This is a genomic window from Phocaeicola sp. GP0067, from assembly GCF_031119655.1.
Lineage (GTDB): Bacteria > Bacteroidota > Bacteroidia > Bacteroidales > Bacteroidaceae > Phocaeicola > Phocaeicola vulgatus.
Genome location: NZ_JAVHZY010000037.1, coordinates 1 through 18,490, shown reverse-complemented (window position 1 = coordinate 18,490; position 18,490 = coordinate 1). Strand labels below are relative to the sequence as shown.

Annotated in this window: 19 protein-coding genes; 14 read left to right on the top strand and 5 right to left on the bottom strand. The window is 44.7% G+C overall.

Going from position 1 to position 18,490, the window contains the following annotated elements:
* Window positions 1-32: 32 nt before the first annotated feature.
* Genes RE317_RS19140 through RE317_RS19130 form a run of 3 tightly spaced genes read left to right on the top strand, consistent with a single transcriptional unit; the run spans window position 33 to window position 3,704 of the window.
* Window positions 33-1,160: a glycosyltransferase family 1 protein gene (locus tag RE317_RS19140; protein ID WP_005852699.1), complete on the top strand. Its 1,128-nt coding sequence runs from the start codon at window positions 33-35 to the stop codon at window positions 1,158-1,160.
* Between the two features lie 16 nt (window positions 1,161-1,176).
* Window positions 1,177-2,523, top strand: a complete 1,347-nt coding sequence (locus RE317_RS19135; protein ID WP_005852697.1) for an O-antigen ligase — start codon at window positions 1,177-1,179, stop codon at window positions 2,521-2,523.
* Between the two features lie 35 nt (window positions 2,524-2,558).
* Window positions 2,559-3,704: a glycosyltransferase family 1 protein gene (locus RE317_RS19130; RefSeq protein WP_005852694.1), complete on the top strand. Its 1,146-nt coding sequence runs from the start codon at window positions 2,559-2,561 to the stop codon at window positions 3,702-3,704.
* A 340-nt stretch (window positions 3,705-4,044) separates the two neighbouring features.
* On the opposite strand, the gene RE317_RS19125 is transcribed toward RE317_RS19130, so the two are convergent.
* The 5 genes from RE317_RS19125 to RE317_RS19105 all read right to left on the bottom strand — a co-directional run bounded on the left by RE317_RS19125 (window position 4,045) and on the right by RE317_RS19105 (window position 8,191).
* Window positions 4,045-4,557: an N-acetylmuramoyl-L-alanine amidase gene (locus tag RE317_RS19125; RefSeq protein WP_008781579.1), complete on the bottom strand. Its 513-nt coding sequence runs from the start codon at window positions 4,555-4,557 to the stop codon at window positions 4,045-4,047.
* On the bottom strand, window positions 4,554-4,673 hold the full coding sequence (locus RE317_RS19120; RefSeq protein WP_151850991.1) for a smalltalk protein: 120 nt from the start codon (window positions 4,671-4,673) through the stop codon (window positions 4,554-4,556). The genes RE317_RS19125 and RE317_RS19120 overlap by 4 nt, the downstream gene beginning before the upstream one ends.
* A 74-nt stretch (window positions 4,674-4,747) precedes the next feature.
* Window positions 4,748-5,254, bottom strand: a complete 507-nt coding sequence (locus tag RE317_RS19115) for a DNA-binding domain-containing protein (RefSeq protein ID WP_005852691.1) — start codon at window positions 5,252-5,254, stop codon at window positions 4,748-4,750.
* Window positions 5,255-5,540: 286 nt separating this feature from the next.
* Complete coding sequence (locus RE317_RS19110) at window positions 5,541-5,747, bottom strand: DUF4248 domain-containing protein (protein ID WP_008781578.1); 207 nt, start codon at window positions 5,745-5,747, stop codon at window positions 5,541-5,543.
* 179 nt (window positions 5,748-5,926) lie between these two features.
* Window positions 5,927-8,191: a VapE domain-containing protein gene (locus tag RE317_RS19105; RefSeq protein WP_005852688.1), complete on the bottom strand. Its 2,265-nt coding sequence runs from the start codon at window positions 8,189-8,191 to the stop codon at window positions 5,927-5,929.
* A 128-nt stretch (window positions 8,192-8,319) separates the two neighbouring features.
* Between RE317_RS19105 and RE317_RS19100 the strand changes: the two genes are divergently transcribed.
* The 11 genes from RE317_RS19100 to RE317_RS19050 form a co-directional block, all read left to right on the top strand.
* Window positions 8,320-8,766, top strand: coding sequence for a hypothetical protein (locus RE317_RS19100; RefSeq protein WP_005852686.1), 447 nt, complete (start codon window positions 8,320-8,322; stop codon window positions 8,764-8,766).
* Between the two features lie 39 nt (window positions 8,767-8,805).
* Window positions 8,806-9,021, top strand: coding sequence for a hypothetical protein (locus RE317_RS19095; protein WP_005852684.1), 216 nt, complete (start codon window positions 8,806-8,808; stop codon window positions 9,019-9,021).
* A 21-nt stretch (window positions 9,022-9,042) separates the two neighbouring features.
* Window positions 9,043-10,233: a 4Fe-4S dicluster domain-containing protein gene (locus RE317_RS19090; RefSeq protein WP_117710119.1), complete on the top strand. Its 1,191-nt coding sequence runs from the start codon at window positions 9,043-9,045 to the stop codon at window positions 10,231-10,233.
* Window positions 10,234-10,264: 31 nt separating this feature from the next.
* A complete protein-coding gene (locus RE317_RS19085; protein ID WP_234214417.1) occupies window positions 10,265-11,359 on the top strand; it encodes a polysaccharide pyruvyl transferase family protein in 1,095 nt (364 codons plus the stop codon).
* Window positions 11,360-11,460: 101 nt separating this feature from the next.
* Window positions 11,461-12,639: a glycosyltransferase gene (locus RE317_RS19080; protein WP_005852678.1), complete on the top strand. Its 1,179-nt coding sequence runs from the start codon at window positions 11,461-11,463 to the stop codon at window positions 12,637-12,639.
* Between the two features lie 16 nt (window positions 12,640-12,655).
* Window positions 12,656-13,729 (top strand): radical SAM protein, encoded by a 1,074-nt coding sequence (locus RE317_RS19075; protein WP_005852677.1) that lies wholly within the window; start codon window positions 12,656-12,658, stop codon window positions 13,727-13,729.
* Between the two features lie 179 nt (window positions 13,730-13,908).
* A complete protein-coding gene (locus RE317_RS19070) occupies window positions 13,909-15,129 on the top strand; it encodes an ATP/GTP-binding protein (RefSeq protein WP_005852675.1) in 1,221 nt (406 codons plus the stop codon).
* Between the two features lie 3 nt (window positions 15,130-15,132).
* Window positions 15,133-15,768, top strand: a complete 636-nt coding sequence (locus RE317_RS19065; protein WP_005852674.1) for an RloB family protein — start codon at window positions 15,133-15,135, stop codon at window positions 15,766-15,768.
* 185 nt (window positions 15,769-15,953) lie between these two features.
* Window positions 15,954-17,042 carry a glycosyltransferase family 4 protein gene (locus RE317_RS19060; protein ID WP_008668736.1) on the top strand — a complete coding sequence of 363 codons (1,089 nt, stop codon included), beginning with the start codon at window positions 15,954-15,956 and terminating at the stop codon, window positions 17,040-17,042.
* A gap of 11 nt (window positions 17,043-17,053) precedes the next feature.
* Window positions 17,054-17,863, top strand: a complete 810-nt coding sequence (locus tag RE317_RS19055) for a YjbH domain-containing protein (RefSeq protein ID WP_005852672.1) — start codon at window positions 17,054-17,056, stop codon at window positions 17,861-17,863.
* A 10-nt stretch (window positions 17,864-17,873) separates the two neighbouring features.
* On the top strand, window positions 17,874-18,490 hold a 617-nt coding region (locus RE317_RS19050), incomplete at its 3' end, for a DEAD/DEAH box helicase (RefSeq protein WP_195258520.1).

The following is an 18,490-nucleotide window of genomic DNA, read 5'->3' as shown; positions in this document are numbered from 1 at the left end:
ATTGTGTTATAAAACTAGAATTATAAATTGTGATGAAAAAAAAAATATTAATAAAAGCATCTGGTATAACTGCTCCCTCATGGAGAGGATATAATGCAGGAGTTGGTAGATCAACATTGATGTTGCTAAAATCTTTAGCTAAAATATCAAATTTACCTTTTGATATAGAAATATATGCAAGTGGGTTAAGTAGTGTAGGCTTTGATTTTCATAATTTGCCATTTAAGCATTTCTCCTTTCCTATTCCTGAGAAAATAGGGTGCGAATTGACAAGAATAGAACCATTTATTAGGTCTAAATTTGTGAATTATGATTTGCTTCATATTCCACATAATTTAGATGAAGTGCATTCTAAGGAAAGTTATATAGTAACACTACATGATGTTATAGCTTATGACAGAGCAATAGCTAATAACGATATAAAGACAGCTAAAAAATGGCAGAAAATGGCTTCTAGAGCAAAAGCCATAATGACTTGCTCACAATATTCAAAGTCAGAAATAGTTAGCAAGTTAAATATATGTCCTGAGGTGGTTTCGGTTGTTTATTGGGGAGCATCAACAGATAAATTTTATATTGAAGATAAAAATATAACAAAGAGGAATCTTCATTTATTAGGAATAGATGGGCCTTATTTTGTTTCTATATCATGTGCGCACCCAAGAAAAAATATTCGAATATTATTGAAGGCTTTTCAACTATTTTTACAAACAAATCCTAAGCATAAATTGGTTTTAGTGTGGAGTAATCCCCCTCAAGACATATTGCAGACGTATGCGAAGGAAATATCTGATCTTAAAATTGTTTTCCTTAAATATGTATCAGATGAATATCTACGTTCTTTATATAATGGTGCAACTTTAACAATGTATCCTTCTCGTTCTGAAGGATTTGGTTTCCCTATTTTAGAATCTTTTGCTTGCGGGACCCCTGTTATGACTTGCCGTAATAGTTGTTTGCAAGAAATTGGTAGAGATGTTGCACTTTATGTGGGCGAAGACAATGTTGATGAGATGGTAGATGTCATGAAATATTTTGAAAAGAATTTGTTTAATATGGAACTTTTTAAAAAAATGTCTAACAATTTACTGCCGTCTTTTTCTTGGGACGAAACAGCCTCTAAATATGTGGATTTCTATACAAAGTCTTTACTTTTATAGTTGAGTCCTAACATATATGGATATTTTTAATATTATCATTTTGATATTTTTAGTAGAGGTAATATCTTTTTTCATTAATAAAGGATATTCATTATCTGCTGTGATAGTTATAATGCTTCTTATACCGGGTATTCTGAAGTTTGATGTCGGTGTGAATTTAAATGTGTTTAACTTGGCTATATTCATTTTCTGTGGTCTTTTATTTCTTACTCGCAGACATCAAAGAGTACAGTTTAGAGGAATTCGAAAGGTGGTAAAGGGATATTGGATTTATATCCTTATTAGTGCGTTGGTAGCATCATCTGGTGATATTTCTATTGGAGAGTATTTGAAGAATATGCTGTTGTTTTCTATAGAATATACAATGATTGCTTATGCTTTATGTTATATAAGGTTGAATGATAAAACCATAAAAGTAATAGATATAACATTAATTGTTTGTGCTTTTATCATTATAATTTATGGATTATTCAATTATTTCACGTCTTTCAACCCGTATATTGCTTACATTAGCTTATTGACGGATAATGTTGATATGTCAAATGTCTTTCAAGAAGAAAGCCGTGGCTTGATTTCAGGAAGAATATCCAGCACCTTTATTCATCCATTACAATTGGGACAGGTTTCATTATTGCTCTTGTCTTATGCTATTTATCAGTTTAAATCTCGTTGTCTGCTATTTATATATTGGTTGATGATTATTGGCTTGATATGGATGTGTGTGTGTTGTGGGGCTCGGTCAGCATTGGTTCCGGTACTTTTGGTATTGGCTATATATATAGTTCATTATAAAAAAAAATCTTATATTGTGTCAGCTATTTTAGGAGGTGTGGCTTTACTGTTTTTTTGTTATCCAATGCTTCCTAAAGAGGTTAGAACGACAGTGGAAGGTATTGTGTTGTTTTGGGATGACAAGGCGGCTGTTAAGGCTGATATACATGGCAGTTCGGTAGATGGACGTACAGAACAACTAGCCTATGCGTTTCAAGCAATTGACAATAGACTGCTGATGGGCTATGGTGAGGGACATGTTCGCAATTATGGAAGCACTCATCCTGGGCTATTGGGGTATGAAAGTATCGTTTTGGAAGAACTTGTAGATAGTGGAATTCTTGGTGTTGTGATCTTTTTTACTTTCTATATTTTTTTGTATAAAGGGCTGTTAATGAAATGTATTAGTAAAAGAGAGAAAGGGCGCGTTCATAGTTTATGTCTTCCTTTTCTTTTAAGTATCTGTTTGACAGGAGTGTCTTATTCGTTTTTTACTTTGTATGTGATTCTTTATTTTCTTACTTTATATAATATAATAAATGGTAGAAAACAAAGATTTTATATTGAAAGGAATTGTATTTGTCATTCATAAATTTACTGATCTTTATTTTCTATTTTTTATAATAAATGAAATTACTTTTTGATGTTTCCGCTACACAACCTAACAGTTCTGGTAAACGGCATGGTGGTGGGCGTTATGGCGAGATTATTTTGTTTCGCATGATAGAACGTAAATTAAAATTTGCTTGTTTCTATGATAGTTCCAAATGGCTCAATCCGAAGGTGAAAACAGCTTGTCAAAAAGGGAAAATTCCTTTACACGATGTATGTGGATCGTCCGTGAAACAGATTGTCAGTGAATATGGTTATACTAGGCTTTATTCTTGCTTGCCGCAAGAATTGGCAGAGCTTACTTGTTGTGAAGTATATGGTACTGTACATGGGTTACGTGAATTTGAAACGCCATACGATACTATTTTTTACCATTATCATCATTCTCTGAAAGAGTGGGGGAAATTTACGATAAAAAAACTTTTGAATTCATGGTTTCGTCATCGCAAACATGGGGAATATTTACGGCGTTATATTCAATCATCGTTCCGGCTTATTACTGTTAGTGAACATTCACGCTATAGTATCCTTTCTTTTTTTCCGGAGATGAAAGATGAAAAGATACGTGTATTTTATAGCCCTAATACATCATGTGGAGAAAAAAAAGAACGAAATCCTGCTATTTTTCGTTATTTCTTGGCAGTGAGTGGTAATCGTTGGGAAAAGAATAATTTACGAGCTGTTATGGCGTTTGATCGTTTGGTAACTGATGGGCGTTTGCCACAGGATGTAAAAATGATAGTCACGGGTATAAGAGATAATATTTTTAAATATAGAGTGAAAAATCCAGACCGTTTTGTGTTTCTTGGTTACGTGGATGATGATGTCTTGGAGCAGCTTTATACGGATGCTTATCTTTTTGTCTATCCATCTTTGAATGAAGGATTTGGTTATCCTCCTATCGAAGCGATGAGATATGGTGTGCCTGTTATTGCTTCTCCATTGTCCTCCATGGCGGAAATTTGTGGAGCGGGTGCCCTTTATTTTGACCCTTTTTCTGTGGAGGAAATCATGAATAGAATGTTAATGATGATGCAACCTGAAATATATCAAGAATATTCGTGTAAAGGTCAAGAACAATATAAACGAGTGTTAGAAAAGCAACAAAAGGATTTGGATGAACTGATTGATTATATTACTAACTTTAACGATTATGAATAGAAACAATAACTAGAATAGATTTTGCGCCTTTTATGTCATTGAAATAGCTTTGATATACATCTTTTTAATATTTCTCCAATGTATCATCTTGGCTTTCAAAAAAAACTTTAATGATTACAAGGATTATCTGAGTTTAATCCTTAATAAAATTTTGTTAGTCAATGGCTAATGTTAAAATAAAAATTGTTTTTTAATAAAACTTGGTTGGGGACACTATTTGGTGCTTTAATTAAGGGGGGGATGCCCTAAATTGAGTGCTTACATAAGCAAGTAGGAAATTAGAACAAAAGGCTAAGACAGAACGCCACTTGTCCGCCTTAGCCTTTCAATAAAAATAAATTTACTTTTCCAGAAATCCATATTCACTTTCCACATCAAAACAAGGGCACGCCTTCGGAATGCTTCCCGGCATGTTCCGGTGTCCTCGGATCTTCGCGTCCGGAAAGAGTTTCCTGAGCTTCATCAGCAACAACAGCAGCTGCTCACATTGTTCCTGCGTGCGCGTGTCAGCCGGGTGGCCTTCCGCATCCAGACCACCCTCATAGCAAATGCCGATGGAGCAACGGTTCCAGGGGCGGCAGTGCGCGCCCACTTCCTTCAGCTTGCGGTGCTGGGTGATGATGCCCGAGCGGCGGATGTAGAAATGATACCCGATGGTGCGGAACTTGCGCTGGCGGTGGCAGCGCAACAGGTCCTCTACGGTGAAGTCCCGGTTCTCGCGGGTGGCGGAGCAGTGGATGATGATATATTTCACCTCCTGCATGTACGGTCCGTCCTCGACGCTTTTCAGCAGTTCTCGTTCGCTCGCCACTTCCTCATCGGCGGTGAACAGGGGGAAGGATTCCTCTATCATAGGCTGAAAGGAAAGGTTGTGCAGCTGGTGATGCCCAGTGCGGTGAGGGCGGCGATTGCCGCCTGGATGATGGCCTGAAGAACCTTCTGCCATGTGATTTTATTATTTTCGCTCATTATTCTTTAAATTTTAGTTCTCCATAAGAGTTCGGGAAATTACCGGGACGGACATGCAGTCCGTCCCGGCCGGGTCACACCTGTCCTTCGGTGGGCTGGTTGGCTTCGTTGCCTCCTCCTTCTCCTCCCGTCAGGTCCACGGTGGTCTCGCCCGCCTTGATGCTCTTCAGCAGGATTCTGGCGGCACGGCGCGAGGGCACGAGGTTGAACACGGCGTCCTCCAGTAAGTTTCGGAACCGGTCGCCGGGAGTCCAGTTCACGTTGAGTTGTTCGATGTGTATGGCGGGGTTGAAGGTTTCCAGGTTTTCCGCCCCCCGGCTTTGGATGCTGATGCTGAACACGCCCAGATCGCCCATCTCGATGCGCTTTCCCTCCAGCAGCATCTCACGCATGCAGTCCACGGTTTGCATCAGCACGGCATAGATGTCGGCGCGGTTGTACTTGGATCCGTGGCTGGCGATGTGCCCGGCAAACTTGTCCAGTGTCAGGATGTTGGTGTACTGTGACTTGGCATAGGCCTTTTTGGGCGCATCCTCATCGATGGGGTTGCCAAGCATGGCAATACTGTAATTGATCGACATAATCGGTTTGTTTTTAATGGTTAAACACTCAGTCACTGCGCGGCTGTAGCGGACTGTCCGGAATATCCACCGGGCCGGCAGGTCTTGGAGAATGTGCTGAACAGACTTGGCTTGTCCGTTGAACAGACCTAACCTGTTCGTTGAACAGACTTAGCTTGTCCGCTGAACAGACTTAGTCTGTCCGTCGCATCTCTTTGACGTGTGCAAAGGTATCACCCCTCAAAATCGCAGTGTCCATCTATGTCTGTTTATGTCCGTCTACGGAAAAATTTCTTTCGGAATGGGGTCAGGGTGTGGCGGATGGCTCGCCCAGGTACTGGCGGATCAGGGTCACCTGCTTCCAGGTGAAGGTGCGGTTCCGGCTTTGGTAGCCGGTTCCGGTGAGGGCTTCGACCAAGGGGTGGCAACGGGCTATCCAGCGTGTGAGGTGGCGCACGGCGGTGGCGGAAGTGGCATCGGGAAAATATTGCAGGGCGAGTTCTTGTTTGTTCATGGCTCTTGAATTGTTTTTTTGTAAATGCTTGAATATCAATTTTAGTGGAGGATATGGAGGGATATTATATAATTTATATAAATGATATACTTATTATTTTTTCCTTTAAAGGAAGATACTTCTTACTTTCATATAATGGAAAGTTTGAAAAATATCCTCCATATTCTCCACTAAGGGTGTCAGAAGGGGAGTTCGGTATTCTCCTCGGAAGGCTTTTCGCCGGGGGGATCCGCCTGTTCCGCTTCAGCCGGCAGCAAGTGCTGTACCTCCTCGGTAGTGCGCTCCACCACCACCCAATAGTTTGCGTTGGAGGCCTTTACCTGCCGGAAGCCCAGCTCGCGCATGGCACGGCCCACCTTCTGGAGACTCAGCCGCAGCGAGGTGTTGCCGAAACGACCGATGATCTGGCTGCTGGTGGTATAGACTCCCCGTTCCAGCCCCACGGGCTTGCGGTAGTAGGTCAGGATCAGTTCGTACTCCGGACGGGGCACCTCAAACTGCTGCACATGGCCGCGCAGCTGCTGGATCTCTTTATCGGTAAACCAGTAACGGAAATTTACATCCTGGTAGAGCGCGTACGTCTGGCTGTAGATGCCCTCGTAGGGGATGTCCGCCTCCCACGGGCTGTCTATGTCCTCCACCTCGAAGGGCAGCCATCGCCGGTTCCCCGTGTCGTCGGTGAGGAACTGGAGGTTGTTCCCGGTGGCTACGAACGAGGCTACATGGGGCAGGTGCACCTTGTTGCGTCCGTAGGCTCGGCGCTCGTCCACGTAGCGTTGCGTCACCATCGCCTTCAGCTGGTTCAGCTCCGAGGGGGGCATGGTGTCGATCTCCTCCAGATTGATCACCAGGTTCTCGGTCATGGTGAACAGGTCGTCCTTGGTCATGCGGCTAGAGTTGCTCTTTGTGGTGTAATATTCGGATAATACGGGCGGCAGGATATGCTGCATGAACGAGGTCTTGTAACTGCCCTGCCGCCCTATCAGGGTGAGGATCACCTGGTTCACCACGGTCTCGTCCAGGGCGGCGGCAATCATGGACACCATCCACCGTTTCAGGATGTCGGCAAAGCGGACGGGAGTTTCGGAGAGGTCGTTCCGTTCCCGGCTTTTGTCCTGCTGCAACGGACTGTGCGGACTTTCCTTGACATGCACCATGGCGGCCAGCCGGTCGATGTAGTCGGTCTCTCCGTCCCAGGGCGGCAGACCGTCCAGATACTCTTTCAACGGATGATATTCCTTGACGAAATCACTGCCGAGCAGCGTATGCAGCTCGTTCAGGTTGACCGCCATGCCATGGTGTTGCATAGCGCACCACAGGGAGTTCTCGATGTGGTCGGTGAGCCGTTGCCAGTGGCAGGCGGAAGCTTCGGGACGGTCGGTGTACGCATCAGCAATCAGTTGTGTCTCAATCTGGTGGGTAAGCATGTTCATCCGGAACTTCATATAGCCGTTGATAAACTCCTCCATCTCCTCCACGGTGGCCTTCTTATGAGAGGAATCATTCTCTTTCTCCTTTTTTCGGACGGAACGGGGCAGGGGAACGGTGTTGAACTCCATCGTGAGCGAGTAACAACTTTTTACGATGGGCAGCAGCTGCTCGCGCGGATAATCGGGAAAAGTCCGGAGGGCCCATGCCTCGGCGTCCGCCTGCGGAACACCGTAGCGGTTGGTATGATAGAAACAACGGCTTACGTAGTCGTTGTAGCTGCCCGGTGCGTATGCTATTCCTTCCTCTTCCAACTGTGCACGGATAATCTTGTAGGCACGTTCTGCCGTCACGGTCACGGCAGTGCCGCGCTTCGGCTTCTCGCGGGGCTTCATTCCGCTGGTGTGGAAGGAGGAGGCTTCGGGGCGGAGCAGGGCTTCGGGGTCGTGGCAGAGGACCGACATGCGCGTGGCGTTCTTGCATTGTCCGTCAATCTCCACTTCGCACAGGCGAGCGTAATGGTCGTTCACCCACTCCCATACCATGCGGTAGTTGGCCTTGGTCACTCCGCCCTCCACGTGGCTGATGACCCGGATGCCGCATCCCGAGATGGTGATGTACACCAAAAAGGAATGAATATCCTCCTTTACCAAAGTCAGGATGGCGGCGAATCGCTCGGGGGGGATGCCGTCTATGTCCACCATGATAAATCCCGTGAATCCCTTGACATGGGCGTAGGTTCTCCCTCCCTCCAGCAGGACGGAGGGGATGAATGCCGGCTGTGCGTTCTTCAGGTTGCTTTTGGTGAGCTTCCACTGCTCCAGCTGCTGCGCGTCGCCTGTCGCCTCGATGTCAGACAGCGTGGCCAGATGGGCGCGGTAATGACGGGTGGCGGCGGTGTGGGTGCTGTTGGTTATCTCCTTGAAAAGAACCTGCCAGGTGGTGGGTTCAGGCCGGGTGTCGCGCAGGGAGTGGAAGCGCGATGGGTTGCTTGATTTAAAAAAATCTTTATTCATAATGTGTAGCGTAGAATTTTGTGTCTGCAAAGTACAGAGTAAATTTTCAGGAGGACAATAGCGATTTAAAATAATCACTCTATGATTTAAAATAATCGGGAATAATTAGAAATCAAGATAAAACGATAATGAAAAACGAGACTAAAGAATCTCAAAATACTGCGAGGGCAAGTGTTGTTATCAACATTCATGGCGGTAACAATCAAATACTGCCCAACGCTACAGAGGTAGTGCAAAATTTTTATGGTGCTGAGTTCGCCCATGTGAGAACACAGAACAATGGTATGGAAGAGAAAGAGGAGGATGAGGCAGTGCGTATTGCCCGTGGCACGTTGTGCATTTACTACTCTGATGACTGGGAACTGAATGATATCATCCGCCGCATAGCTGATTGCCGCAGTGCATCGGACTTGGCGAACCTTGTGGTGAATGATATGCATAAGCATACCATCCTTACTGCCGAACGTATGGTAAGCAAGGATTTCATAGAGGCGCTCCAGCAGTTCCTGACGTTCAAGTCGGGGACGTCCACGGGTAATATTCGTACGCAGATAAATAATGTGAGGAGAGAATGACCAGAAAGATAATTTAAAATTGATAAAATAAAAGTTACAATGAAGAGTCAAAACAAACAATCTGTATGGACGTGCATGAGTGAAAAATCATTTTCTGCCGATGTGCATTGGATGACGATTTTCACTCCCGCTTATCAACGTGAAGCTACCATGGAGTGTTTCTATCGTACACTCATCACTGACGTGTATTCGTTTATCGGCAAATGCCTTGTGCTGGCGTTTATGCCTGCCGGCTATTTGCTTTCAAGAAAATAGGTCTATATATTCTTCTTTGCCATGTTAAAACTAAATCAAAAAAAACTGTCTTACACATTTGACCGGTGCCAGCAGTGCGGCATGTGTTATGCGGTGTGTCCTGAAAATGCCATTTCATTATCTTTGCGGCATGACGGGTTGCACGATATAAAGATAAATGCTGCGCTTTGTATCGCTTGCGGCAAATGTGTGAGAAGTTGTCCGGCTAACAAAGAGTATGGTTACGAAGGCTATTTTGATGGCTTTGCACAAAAGAAATACTACTTGGGATATCATGCGGACAACCGTATCCGTAGGGAATCTTCTTCGGGTGGTGTATGTAAAACATTGATCATCGATTCCTTAAAGAATGGCATGGTAGACGGGGCTTATTCGTTGAAGTGTACAGATTCTTTCCCTTTTGCCCAAGGTGAGTTTTATACCCGTGAGCATATTCCTTCATTCGGAGATATGCCAAATTCCGTGTATCACTCCGTGATGGCTTGCACGGAAATTGACCGGATTCAACCTTGCAAGCGATTGATGTTAGTGGGGACGGCCTGCCAGTTGAGAGCCTTGAACTCCATCATAAAGGATAAATGCGATGAGGTTGTCCGGGTGTGTATCTTTTGTAAGCAACAGAAAACACTGGACTCCACACGTTTCCTGGCTAAGATGATGGGTACGTCCGTTCCTCCAAATTTAAAATTCCGACCCCGCTATCGCGGAGATGGTTGGCCGGGAATCGTGAGAGTGGACGGATTTGAGCTGCCCTGGAATAGGGCAGCTCAAATCCCGTTCGGTAAACGATTGTGGACGGTGCCTGGATGCGGCATCTGTGGGGATTCTTTTGGTATGGAAGCAGGAGCGGACATCACGCTGATGGATCCTTGGACTATCTGCTCGCACAATGAGTTGGGAGAGACTTTGGTAACGGTTCATACTCAGAAGGGGGATGAATTGCTTCAACAATGTGTTTCCCTGAATCTGGAACCCCGGTCATTTTCCGAAGTGGAGCCTGCACTTTCGCTCAAGGATGTGTGGCGCAAACAAGTGACCGAGCCGGCCTACAGGGGAAGACCTTGTAAGAAACGTTATGTCCGTGCAGTCCGTGCGGAACGGAGGCAGCAAAGATTGTTGCGCATGGTGGTGGAAATGCTGCCTCGCTTACCCATTATCTGCTATCGGACTCTTGCTAAACTGCCCGATTTAAGAAACAGAATACTAAAATAACCCTTCATTCTTTTTAACGATGCAAATTAAAGTGATTACCAGACATACGCCCAATAATTACGGTTCGTTGTTGCAGTCCATTGCAACCCTCCGGGTGATTGAATCTTTGGGACATCAGTGTGAGATTATTGATTATTGGAAACGCGATGAGGTGGGACTGCAAGGAATTCTCACATCGCTGCAAGGAAAATCATTATGGAAAAACAGTTTGTTTAAACGTATGGCATACGTGGCTTTGCGGTATCCGGGTGAGAAAATAGCGGCGTTACGTTTCGATAAAATGCGTAGGCGGTATCTAAAGCTGACTCCCCGTTGCTATTCAATGGAGGAGTTGGAGTCGCTTCAAGCGGATGTGTTTATGACGGGTAGTGACCAGGTATGGGGACCGTTGCTGGATGGAGGATATGATGAAGCCTATTTTCTTTCTTTTGTAAAGGAAGGTATACGTAAGGTATCGTATGCAGGCAGCTTTGGCCGCACTGAGTTTTCGGACATTATTATTGCATCTTATAAGCGGTTACTGTCAAAATATGATGCGCTTACCGTACGTGAAAGCAGTGCCGTGAAGCTTTTAGAGGAGTGGGGGATTGACTGTGGAGGACAAGTACTGGATCCTACTTTATTGCTTGACTCCAGTCAGTGGAGTGAGTATATTGAAGAAGATGTGAAAAAAGAGTATGTATTGATTTATGAAATACATAACAATCCCCGGTTGGACGATTATGCCAAGCGTTTTGCCGCTCATGTCGGTCTGCCGTTAGTACGTGTGTCTCCTACGTTTCACCAGTTAGCCCGAGGGGGCAGATTTGTGTTTTGTCCGGAAATAGGTACATTCCTTTCGTATATCAAGAATGCACGTTACATGCTTACCGATAGTTTCCATGGAACAGCTTTTGCCATTAACTTCCATACTCCATTTCTGGAAGTGCTGCCTAACAACAAGACCGGAGCACGAAATCAAAGTATACTTCAACTGACAGGACTGGAAGACCGAATTGTCACAGATTTTAATGATTTCTCTTTAGCAGACCGGCAGATTGACTATGCTAAAGTGAATGAGATAATGCATAGAGAGCGGGAGAGATCGATGGAAAAACTGGCGGAGTTGTGCGAATGTCAGATGTGAGAATTAGTTGATATTCTTTACTCTTGAAGTGTATAACAAAATAACTTAATCAGGCTTTGCAGCCTTGAAAATCTTGCAGGTCATATAATTAATGTTTATATATGAAAATCTTACTGGCTAATAAATTCTATTACCGCCGGGGTGGTGACTGTGTCCATACACTCAACTTGGAGCAACTGCTCAAAGCGCACGGTCACGAAGTGGCAGTGTTTGCTATGGACTACCCTGAAAATCTGAAAACTCAATGGAGCAAGTATTTTCCTTCTGAGGTGAAATTCAAACTCGGAACGGGCATGATTGAGGCATTGATGAGACCGTTTGGCACGCGGGAGGTACAGCGGAAGTTCAATGCGCTGCTCAATGATTTCCATCCGGATGTGGTACATCTCAACAACATCCATTCGCAACTTTCGCCGGTCATTGCAGAGATGGCGCACGAAAGGGGTATAAAGGTGGTGTGGACCCTACACGACTATAAATTGCTGTGCCCTCGATACGATTGTTTGCGGAATGGGGAAACGGTATGTGAATCCTGCTTTGCAGACAAGCACAAGGTGTTGGAATATAAATGCATGAAAAACTCGAAAGTAGCAAGTTTCCTCTCTTATGGCGAGGCAATGAAATGGCACCGGGAGCGCTTGGAGAACTGCACGGACGCTTTCGTCTGTCCTTCACAATTTATGCGCGACAAGATGAAGCAGGGTGGATTTGCTGCTGCAAAGTTGCACACATTGTGCAATTTTATCGATGTAGCCCCATGTGTGGCCGATGATTACAGTCAACGTGATGATTATTATTGCTTTATCGGCCGCCTTTCGCACGAGAAAGGTGCCAAGACTCTGATTGAAGCGGCCAATGCGTTGCCGCAACATAAACTGGTGATTATTGGGGGAGGTCCTTTGGAAGACGAGTTGAAGTCTATGGCAGGCAAGCACATTGAGCTGGCAGGCTTTAAACAGTGGAGCGAAATCAAGCGCTTGGTGGGCAAAGCCCGTTTCTCGGTCATCCCATCGGAATGGTACGAGAACAATCCGCTTTCGGTGATAGAAGCTCAGTGCTTGGGTACTCCGGTGCTGGGTGCCCGGATTGGAGGTATCCCTGAATTGATATCAGAGGAAACGGGCATGACTTTCGAAAGTCGCAATACGGCCGACTTAAAGAAAAAAATTGAAGCGATGTACGGTCGGACTTTCAACAATACTAAGATTGCTGTCGCTTCACATAAGCGTTATAATGCGGAAAGGTATTATAATGAAATAATCACAGTGTATAAAATGTAAAAATATTATAATATTTATGGCTTATCAAAAAACTGTTCCTACTCCTACGGATGCAAGTATTATCCTGACTTATCGTTGTCCCATGAAGTGCAAGATGTGCAACATCTGGTTTAATCCCACCAACAAAAGCGAAGAGATAAAAGCGAGTGATTTGAGAACACTGCCTAAGTTGAAGTTTATCAACCTGACGGGTGGCGAACCTTTCGTCCGCGAGGATTTGGCAGAGATTGTGGAGGAATGCTACCGGCATACCGACCGTATTGTCATTTCGACGAGTGGATGGTTTGAGGATCGTGTGGTGGCGCTGGCAAAGAAGTTTCCAAATATCGGCATCCGCATCTCTATCGAGGGATTGAGTTGTAAGAACGATGAACTGCGCGGTCATGCGGGTGGCTTCGACAAGGGACTTCGCACACTGCTGACATTGAAGGAAATGGGGCTGAAGGATATCGGTTTCGGCTGCACGGTGTCTAACAATAACTCTAAAGACATGCTTTCGCTCTATCAACTGAGCAAGAGCTTGGGGATGGAGTTCGCCACAGCGGCTTTTCATAATTCGTACTACTTCCACAAAGAAGACAATGTAATCACTAATAAAAATGAGGTGTGTGGTGACTTCAAGCAACTCATTGAATGGCAGCTGAAGGAGCGTCATCCGAAGAGCTGGTTCCGTGCCTGGTTCAATATGGGGTTGATAAATTATATTGAAGGCGGTCGCCGTATGTTGCCTTGTGAGGCCGGTTCGGCTAACTTCTTCATTGATCCGTTTGGCGATGTGTTTCCCTGCAACGGGCTGGAAGAGAAATACTGGAAAAAGTCGATGGGGAATATTCACGAAACTCCCGACTTTATGACCATATGGGAGAGTGAGCAGGCACAGGAGGTTCGCGCCATGGTGCGCCGTTGTCCCAAAAACTGCTGGATGGTGGGTACGGCTTCGCCGGTAATGCACAAATATATTAAGTATCCGCTGAAATGGGCGTTAATCAATAAACTGAAATCACTGCAAGGGAAAGATATTTGTCTGGAACCGAAATGGTGCGATGTAGGGCAAGACTCTTGTCAAGGTGATTTAAGGGAGAAATTCTGATGAAACTAGTAGTTACCGGCACCCGTGGTATCCCAGATATCATGGCTGGCGTAGAGACGCATTGCGAGGAACTGTTGCATGTTATTAGACATAAAATAATATAATTCACTTGATAGTTATCCTTATATGAAAAATAAAAGCTATATTTGTGATAAAATCTCGAATGAAGCAATTAAAGTATGATTATTCAATTTACAATAGGAAATTTTCTATCTTTCAAAGAACAGTCTACATTGTCATTAGCGGCATCGGCTTTGAAAGAAATACAGGTTCCGGCTGAAGATATAATCTTTAGTGTAGGGACTGCCGGATTATTGTTAATGAAGAGTGCGGTTGTTTACGGTGCCAATGCATCCGGTAAATCCAATTTCATTAAAGCATTTGAGTTCTTCAAGTGGTATGTGATAAATTCATCGAAGGATATTCAGGCAGGGGAACGTGTCAATATAGAAAGTTTCCGGTTAAATTCGCTTACAGCAGGTGAACCAAGTTATTTTGAAGCCATATTCTGTGATGAGGATAATCAATATCGTTATGGTTTTGAAGCTGACAATTCATCGGTACATTCGGAATGGCTCTATCAAAAAGCTAATAAGAAAAGGGCTAAGGAGGTGGAATTATTCTACCGGGAAAAAGACAGTTTTGATATTCATACCAAGTTTGCCGTTGGTAAAGAGCTTGCAGGTAAACGAATGGTGAGAGCAAATGCACTATTACTTTCTGTTGCGGCACAATTCAATGATCCGACGGCAGTGGAGATCATGAAATGGTTGAACGATACCACTATTATTTCAGGTTCTAATGATGAGAAGATATGGAATACCGCCACCATCCAACTGGATGACATCAGAATGAAACAGCGAATTGTGGAGTTTTCCCGTTATGCTGATTTAGGTATTGAAAATATTGAAAAAATAGATAATACTATTGTCAGTACGCATACACAATACGATGATGAAGGTAATGAAGTCAAAGCTGTTACCTTCCCATTCAGGAAAAATGAATCGGAAGGTACGATAAAGTATTTTTCTTTAGCATATCCCATTATTGATGCTTTGGATAATGGGAAGCGTCTGATTATAGATGAATTTGATTCCAAAATGCATCCACTTCTTACGTGTAGAATTATTACCTTGTTTAATTCAAAAGAAACAAATCCGAAAAATGCCCAATTGATTTTCACTACCCACGATACAAACTTGTTGAGTGCTAATATATTCCGACGAGATCAGATTTGGTTTACACAAAAAGACCGTTATGGAGTAACCGAACTTTATTCATTGGCAGAGTATAAAGTTCGTAATGATGCTTCGTTTGAAAAAGATTACCTGTCCGGAAAGTATGGAGCTATTCCAATTGTCGGAGATTTAACCCGTTTGTTTAATACGCGAGAAAAATAAACTATGGCGGCTACAAAAAGGAAAAATATGAATCCGCGTATCGAAAGAAAGATAACCCGTATCAGTGGTGTGCGTGAAGTGAAACAAACATTTCTGATTATTTGCGAGGGGGTTAATACTGAACCAGACTACTTTAATGCCTTCCGCTTGACTTCTGCCACTGTGAAAGCTATCGGCCAAGGCATGGGGACATTAGCATTAGTACAGAAAGCTATCAATATAAAAGAGCAGGAAAGGCAAAGAGGAAGGACATACAATCAGAATTGGGTGGTCTTTGACAAAGATGATTTTCCAGAAAATGACTTTAACTCCGCAATCCTGTCAGCTCGCCAGAATGGTTTTGAAGTGGCTTATAGCAACCAGGCTTTTGAATTTTGGTTCTTGCTTCACTTCAATCTGTATCAGGGGGCTTTGCATCGTTCCAGATATGAAAAAATGTTGAGTACTTTGCTCGGATTTGCTTATACAAAGAAGTCGGGCGTAAGCTCTAAAATGTTTAATGCTTTATTTCTTAAACAAGAACAAGCCATTAATCACGCTAAAACTATCATGAAACAATTTGATGGGAATAATCCGGCACAACAAGAGTCTTCTACTACTGTTTATAGGCTTGTAGAAGAATTGAATAATTTTTTATAGAAAGCCAAATAATTGGGGCGAAGTTGCCTTTGTCTGGTTGTTGAGGGATTTGGCGTGGATTCTTAATAACTAATATTTACCGATAAAACTTATCTCCTCATTTCCTGTATCAGGAAATGAGGCTGAATGCATTGTGGCTGTCCTATTCGGATTGTAGCCTTCATTAATAATAATCTAAAATTTTGATGAAACTAGTAGTTACCGGCACCCGTGGTATCCCCGATATCATGGGTGGCGTAGAGACGCATTGCGAGGAACTGTTTCCCCGCATTGCGGATAGGGATGTGGATACGACCGTAATCCGCCGCAGGAGTTACGTGAGAGATTCACTCACGGAATGGAAGGGGGTGCAACTGGTGGACATTGATGCGCCTAAAAAGAAATCTTACGAAGCGATTGTCCATACATTCCGTGCCATCAACCTGGCGAAAAAGTGGAAGGCGGATGTGGTGCATATCCATGCCATCGGGCCTGCGCTGTTAGTGCCATACGCCAAGATGCTCGGCATGAAGGTGGTGTTCACGCATCACGGGCCCGACTATGACCGTGACAAGTGGGGCTTTACCGCCAAAAGTGTGCTGAAACTGGGGGAGCGGTTGGGGTGCAGGTTTGCAGATGATGTAATCGTCATATCTGAAGTAATTCAGGATCTGATTGCCCGGAAGTACCATCGGCGTGAGAGGGTACATCTGATTTACAATGGTGTGCCGAAGCCTGAAATTTGCGACTATCCCGAATACTTTGAAGAACTGGGTATTGAGGAAGGAAAGTACATCCTTGGCATGTGTCGTTTTGTGCCGGAGAAAAACCTGCATCACCTGATAGAAGCTTTCAAGAAGTTGGAAGCTGGAGATTGTAAGTTAGTGCTGGCGGGCGATACGGATTTTGAAGATGAATATTCACTGGGATTGAAAAAGATGGCGCAAGAGGCAGGCGTGGTGCTGACAGGATTCGTGAAGGGACATAAGTTGCACTCGTTGCTGACAAATGCTCGCTGTTATTGCCTGCCTTCATCGCACGAAGGGTTGCCTATTGCATTATTGGAGGCCATGAGTTATCACTTGCCGGTGGTGGTGAGTAATATTCCTGCCAATCTGGAGGTAGGTCTTTCTTCTGACTGCTATTTTCATTGTGGAGATGTGGATGCTCTTGCCGCTCGATTGCAGAAGGTGATAGACGAGGATTATCATAGTGTGCAGTATGACATGGCTCCGTATGATTGGGACAAGATTGCAAAGCAGGTGATGGGAGTTTATGAGGGTTTGTTGAAATAAGAATAAAACTGATGATGATAAAGAAGTTGATTTGTGCGGCGGCATTATTGATGGTAGCAGGTTTGCAGCATACGCGGGCACAATATGTATATGGCACCACGGGGCTTCTTCACGCCCCCAGCGCGGATATGCAGCGCGACAAGACTTTTCTGTGCGGGTTTTCCTATCTGCAAGTGGCGGCTACCCCGAAGCATTGGAATTATGACACGTGGAATTACTACATAAACATCACCCTTTTTCCGTGGCTGGAAGTGGGCTATACCTGTACGCTGCACAAAATAGGATTGCCCCAGTATGGTTATTCATATAAGTTCCGCAATCAGGACCGCCAGTTTTCCGCCCGGCTGCGTGTATGGAAGGAAGGATGGTGGAAGGAGTGGACACCGCAGATTGTGGTGGGGGCGAACGATCCTTCCACCAACGATGTGCTGGGCGACCCCAATAAGGACGATTATGGTTTTACGGGTACGTCTTCGGTGGGTAACGGACACTGGAACCGCTATTACATAGTTGCCACCAAGCATTTCGGGGTGAAGAATGTGGGGGAGTTGGGGATGCACTTCGGTTATGTCTATAACAAGCGGCTGGATTATCACCGGAACGGACCTGTGGCGGGGGTGAATTTTCAGTTTGCCCTGCCGGCTACCTCTTTTTGGATGAAGGCTGTGAATGGGCTGAATGTGATAGCGGAATACGATAGTTATTCGGTGAATTGTGGTATCGGGTATAACTTTTGGAAGGATTATATTAGTGGTGTGGTGGAACTGACCCAATGTAAGTATCCCAGTGCAGGGATGGTATTCAGGATACATCTGAAATAAGGGATGATGTATGGCAAGAAACGACGGTCTCCGTGACTACCAGCAGGAGATGAAGCTCCGCCTCTTTGAAGAGTGGGAGCTTCACCGGAGTGTGATGGTACAAATGCCTACAGGCACGGGAAAGACACATCTGCTGGCTGCGGTGGTGAAAGAGTTTCTCTGTGGTGGCGGTGTCGGTATGCGGGTGTGGATAGTGGCACACCGCAGGGAGCTGGTGGAGCAGATAGAGGAAACCGTAGCCCGGTATGGAATGGGAAAAGAACCGGACAAGTCGGCAAAGAACGGAAGGACGGGGAAAGACAGTATGCCGGAAGAATCCGGGAGGGTGAGGGTATTTTCCATCCAGTGGTTGTCACGAAACCGGAAGATTATGGACGGACAGCCGGATTTGATCGTCATTGACGAGGCGCATCATGCCCTGGCGGAAACCTACCGGGAGCTTTGGAAGAGATATCCGGAGGCGAGGAAACTGGGCATGACTGCTACTCCCTGCCGGCTGAACCGCAAGGGATTCACGGATTTGTTTGATACCCTGATTACCTCATGGAGCATTGCGGAATTTATCGGGAGGGGCTGGTTGTCGTCCTTTGACTATGTGTCCATCCGTGCGAACAGCAGGGAACAGCG

What these genes read in the sequence shown, in the direction of transcription:
- RE317_RS19100 (WP_005852686.1), top strand. Translation starts at nt 8,320, where the DNA reads ATGAAAAACGAGACTAAAGAATCTCAAAATACTGCGAGGGCAAGTGTT.
- RE317_RS19055 (WP_005852672.1), top strand. Translation starts at nt 17,054, where the DNA reads ATGATGATAAAGAAGTTGATTTGTGCGGCGGCATTATTGATGGTAGCA.
- RE317_RS19135 (WP_005852697.1), top strand. Translation starts at nt 1,177, where the DNA reads ATGGATATTTTTAATATTATCATTTTGATATTTTTAGTAGAGGTAATA.
- RE317_RS19120 (WP_151850991.1), bottom strand. Translation starts at nt 4,673, where the DNA reads ATGAGCGAAAATAATAAAATCACATGGCAGAAGGTTCTTCAGGCCATC.
- RE317_RS19140 (WP_005852699.1), top strand. Translation starts at nt 33, where the DNA reads ATGAAAAAAAAAATATTAATAAAAGCATCTGGTATAACTGCTCCCTCA.
- RE317_RS19090 (WP_117710119.1), top strand. Translation starts at nt 9,043, where the DNA reads ATGTTAAAACTAAATCAAAAAAAACTGTCTTACACATTTGACCGGTGC.
- RE317_RS19075 (WP_005852677.1), top strand. Translation starts at nt 12,656, where the DNA reads ATGGCTTATCAAAAAACTGTTCCTACTCCTACGGATGCAAGTATTATC.
- RE317_RS19105 (WP_005852688.1), bottom strand. Translation starts at nt 8,191, where the DNA reads ATGAATAAAGATTTTTTTAAATCAAGCAACCCATCGCGCTTCCACTCC.
- RE317_RS19115 (WP_005852691.1), bottom strand. Translation starts at nt 5,254, where the DNA reads ATGTCGATCAATTACAGTATTGCCATGCTTGGCAACCCCATCGATGAG.
- RE317_RS19110 (WP_008781578.1), bottom strand. Translation starts at nt 5,747, where the DNA reads ATGAACAAACAAGAACTCGCCCTGCAATATTTTCCCGATGCCACTTCC.
- RE317_RS19060 (WP_008668736.1), top strand. Translation starts at nt 15,954, where the DNA reads ATGAAACTAGTAGTTACCGGCACCCGTGGTATCCCCGATATCATGGGT.
- RE317_RS19130 (WP_005852694.1), top strand. Translation starts at nt 2,559, where the DNA reads ATGAAATTACTTTTTGATGTTTCCGCTACACAACCTAACAGTTCTGGT.
- RE317_RS19065 (WP_005852674.1), top strand. Translation starts at nt 15,133, where the DNA reads ATGGCGGCTACAAAAAGGAAAAATATGAATCCGCGTATCGAAAGAAAG.
- RE317_RS19070 (WP_005852675.1), top strand. Translation starts at nt 13,909, where the DNA reads ATGATTATTCAATTTACAATAGGAAATTTTCTATCTTTCAAAGAACAG.
- RE317_RS19095 (WP_005852684.1), top strand. Translation starts at nt 8,806, where the DNA reads ATGAAGAGTCAAAACAAACAATCTGTATGGACGTGCATGAGTGAAAAA.
- RE317_RS19080 (WP_005852678.1), top strand. Translation starts at nt 11,461, where the DNA reads ATGAAAATCTTACTGGCTAATAAATTCTATTACCGCCGGGGTGGTGAC.
- RE317_RS19125 (WP_008781579.1), bottom strand. Translation starts at nt 4,557, where the DNA reads ATGATAGAGGAATCCTTCCCCCTGTTCACCGCCGATGAGGAAGTGGCG.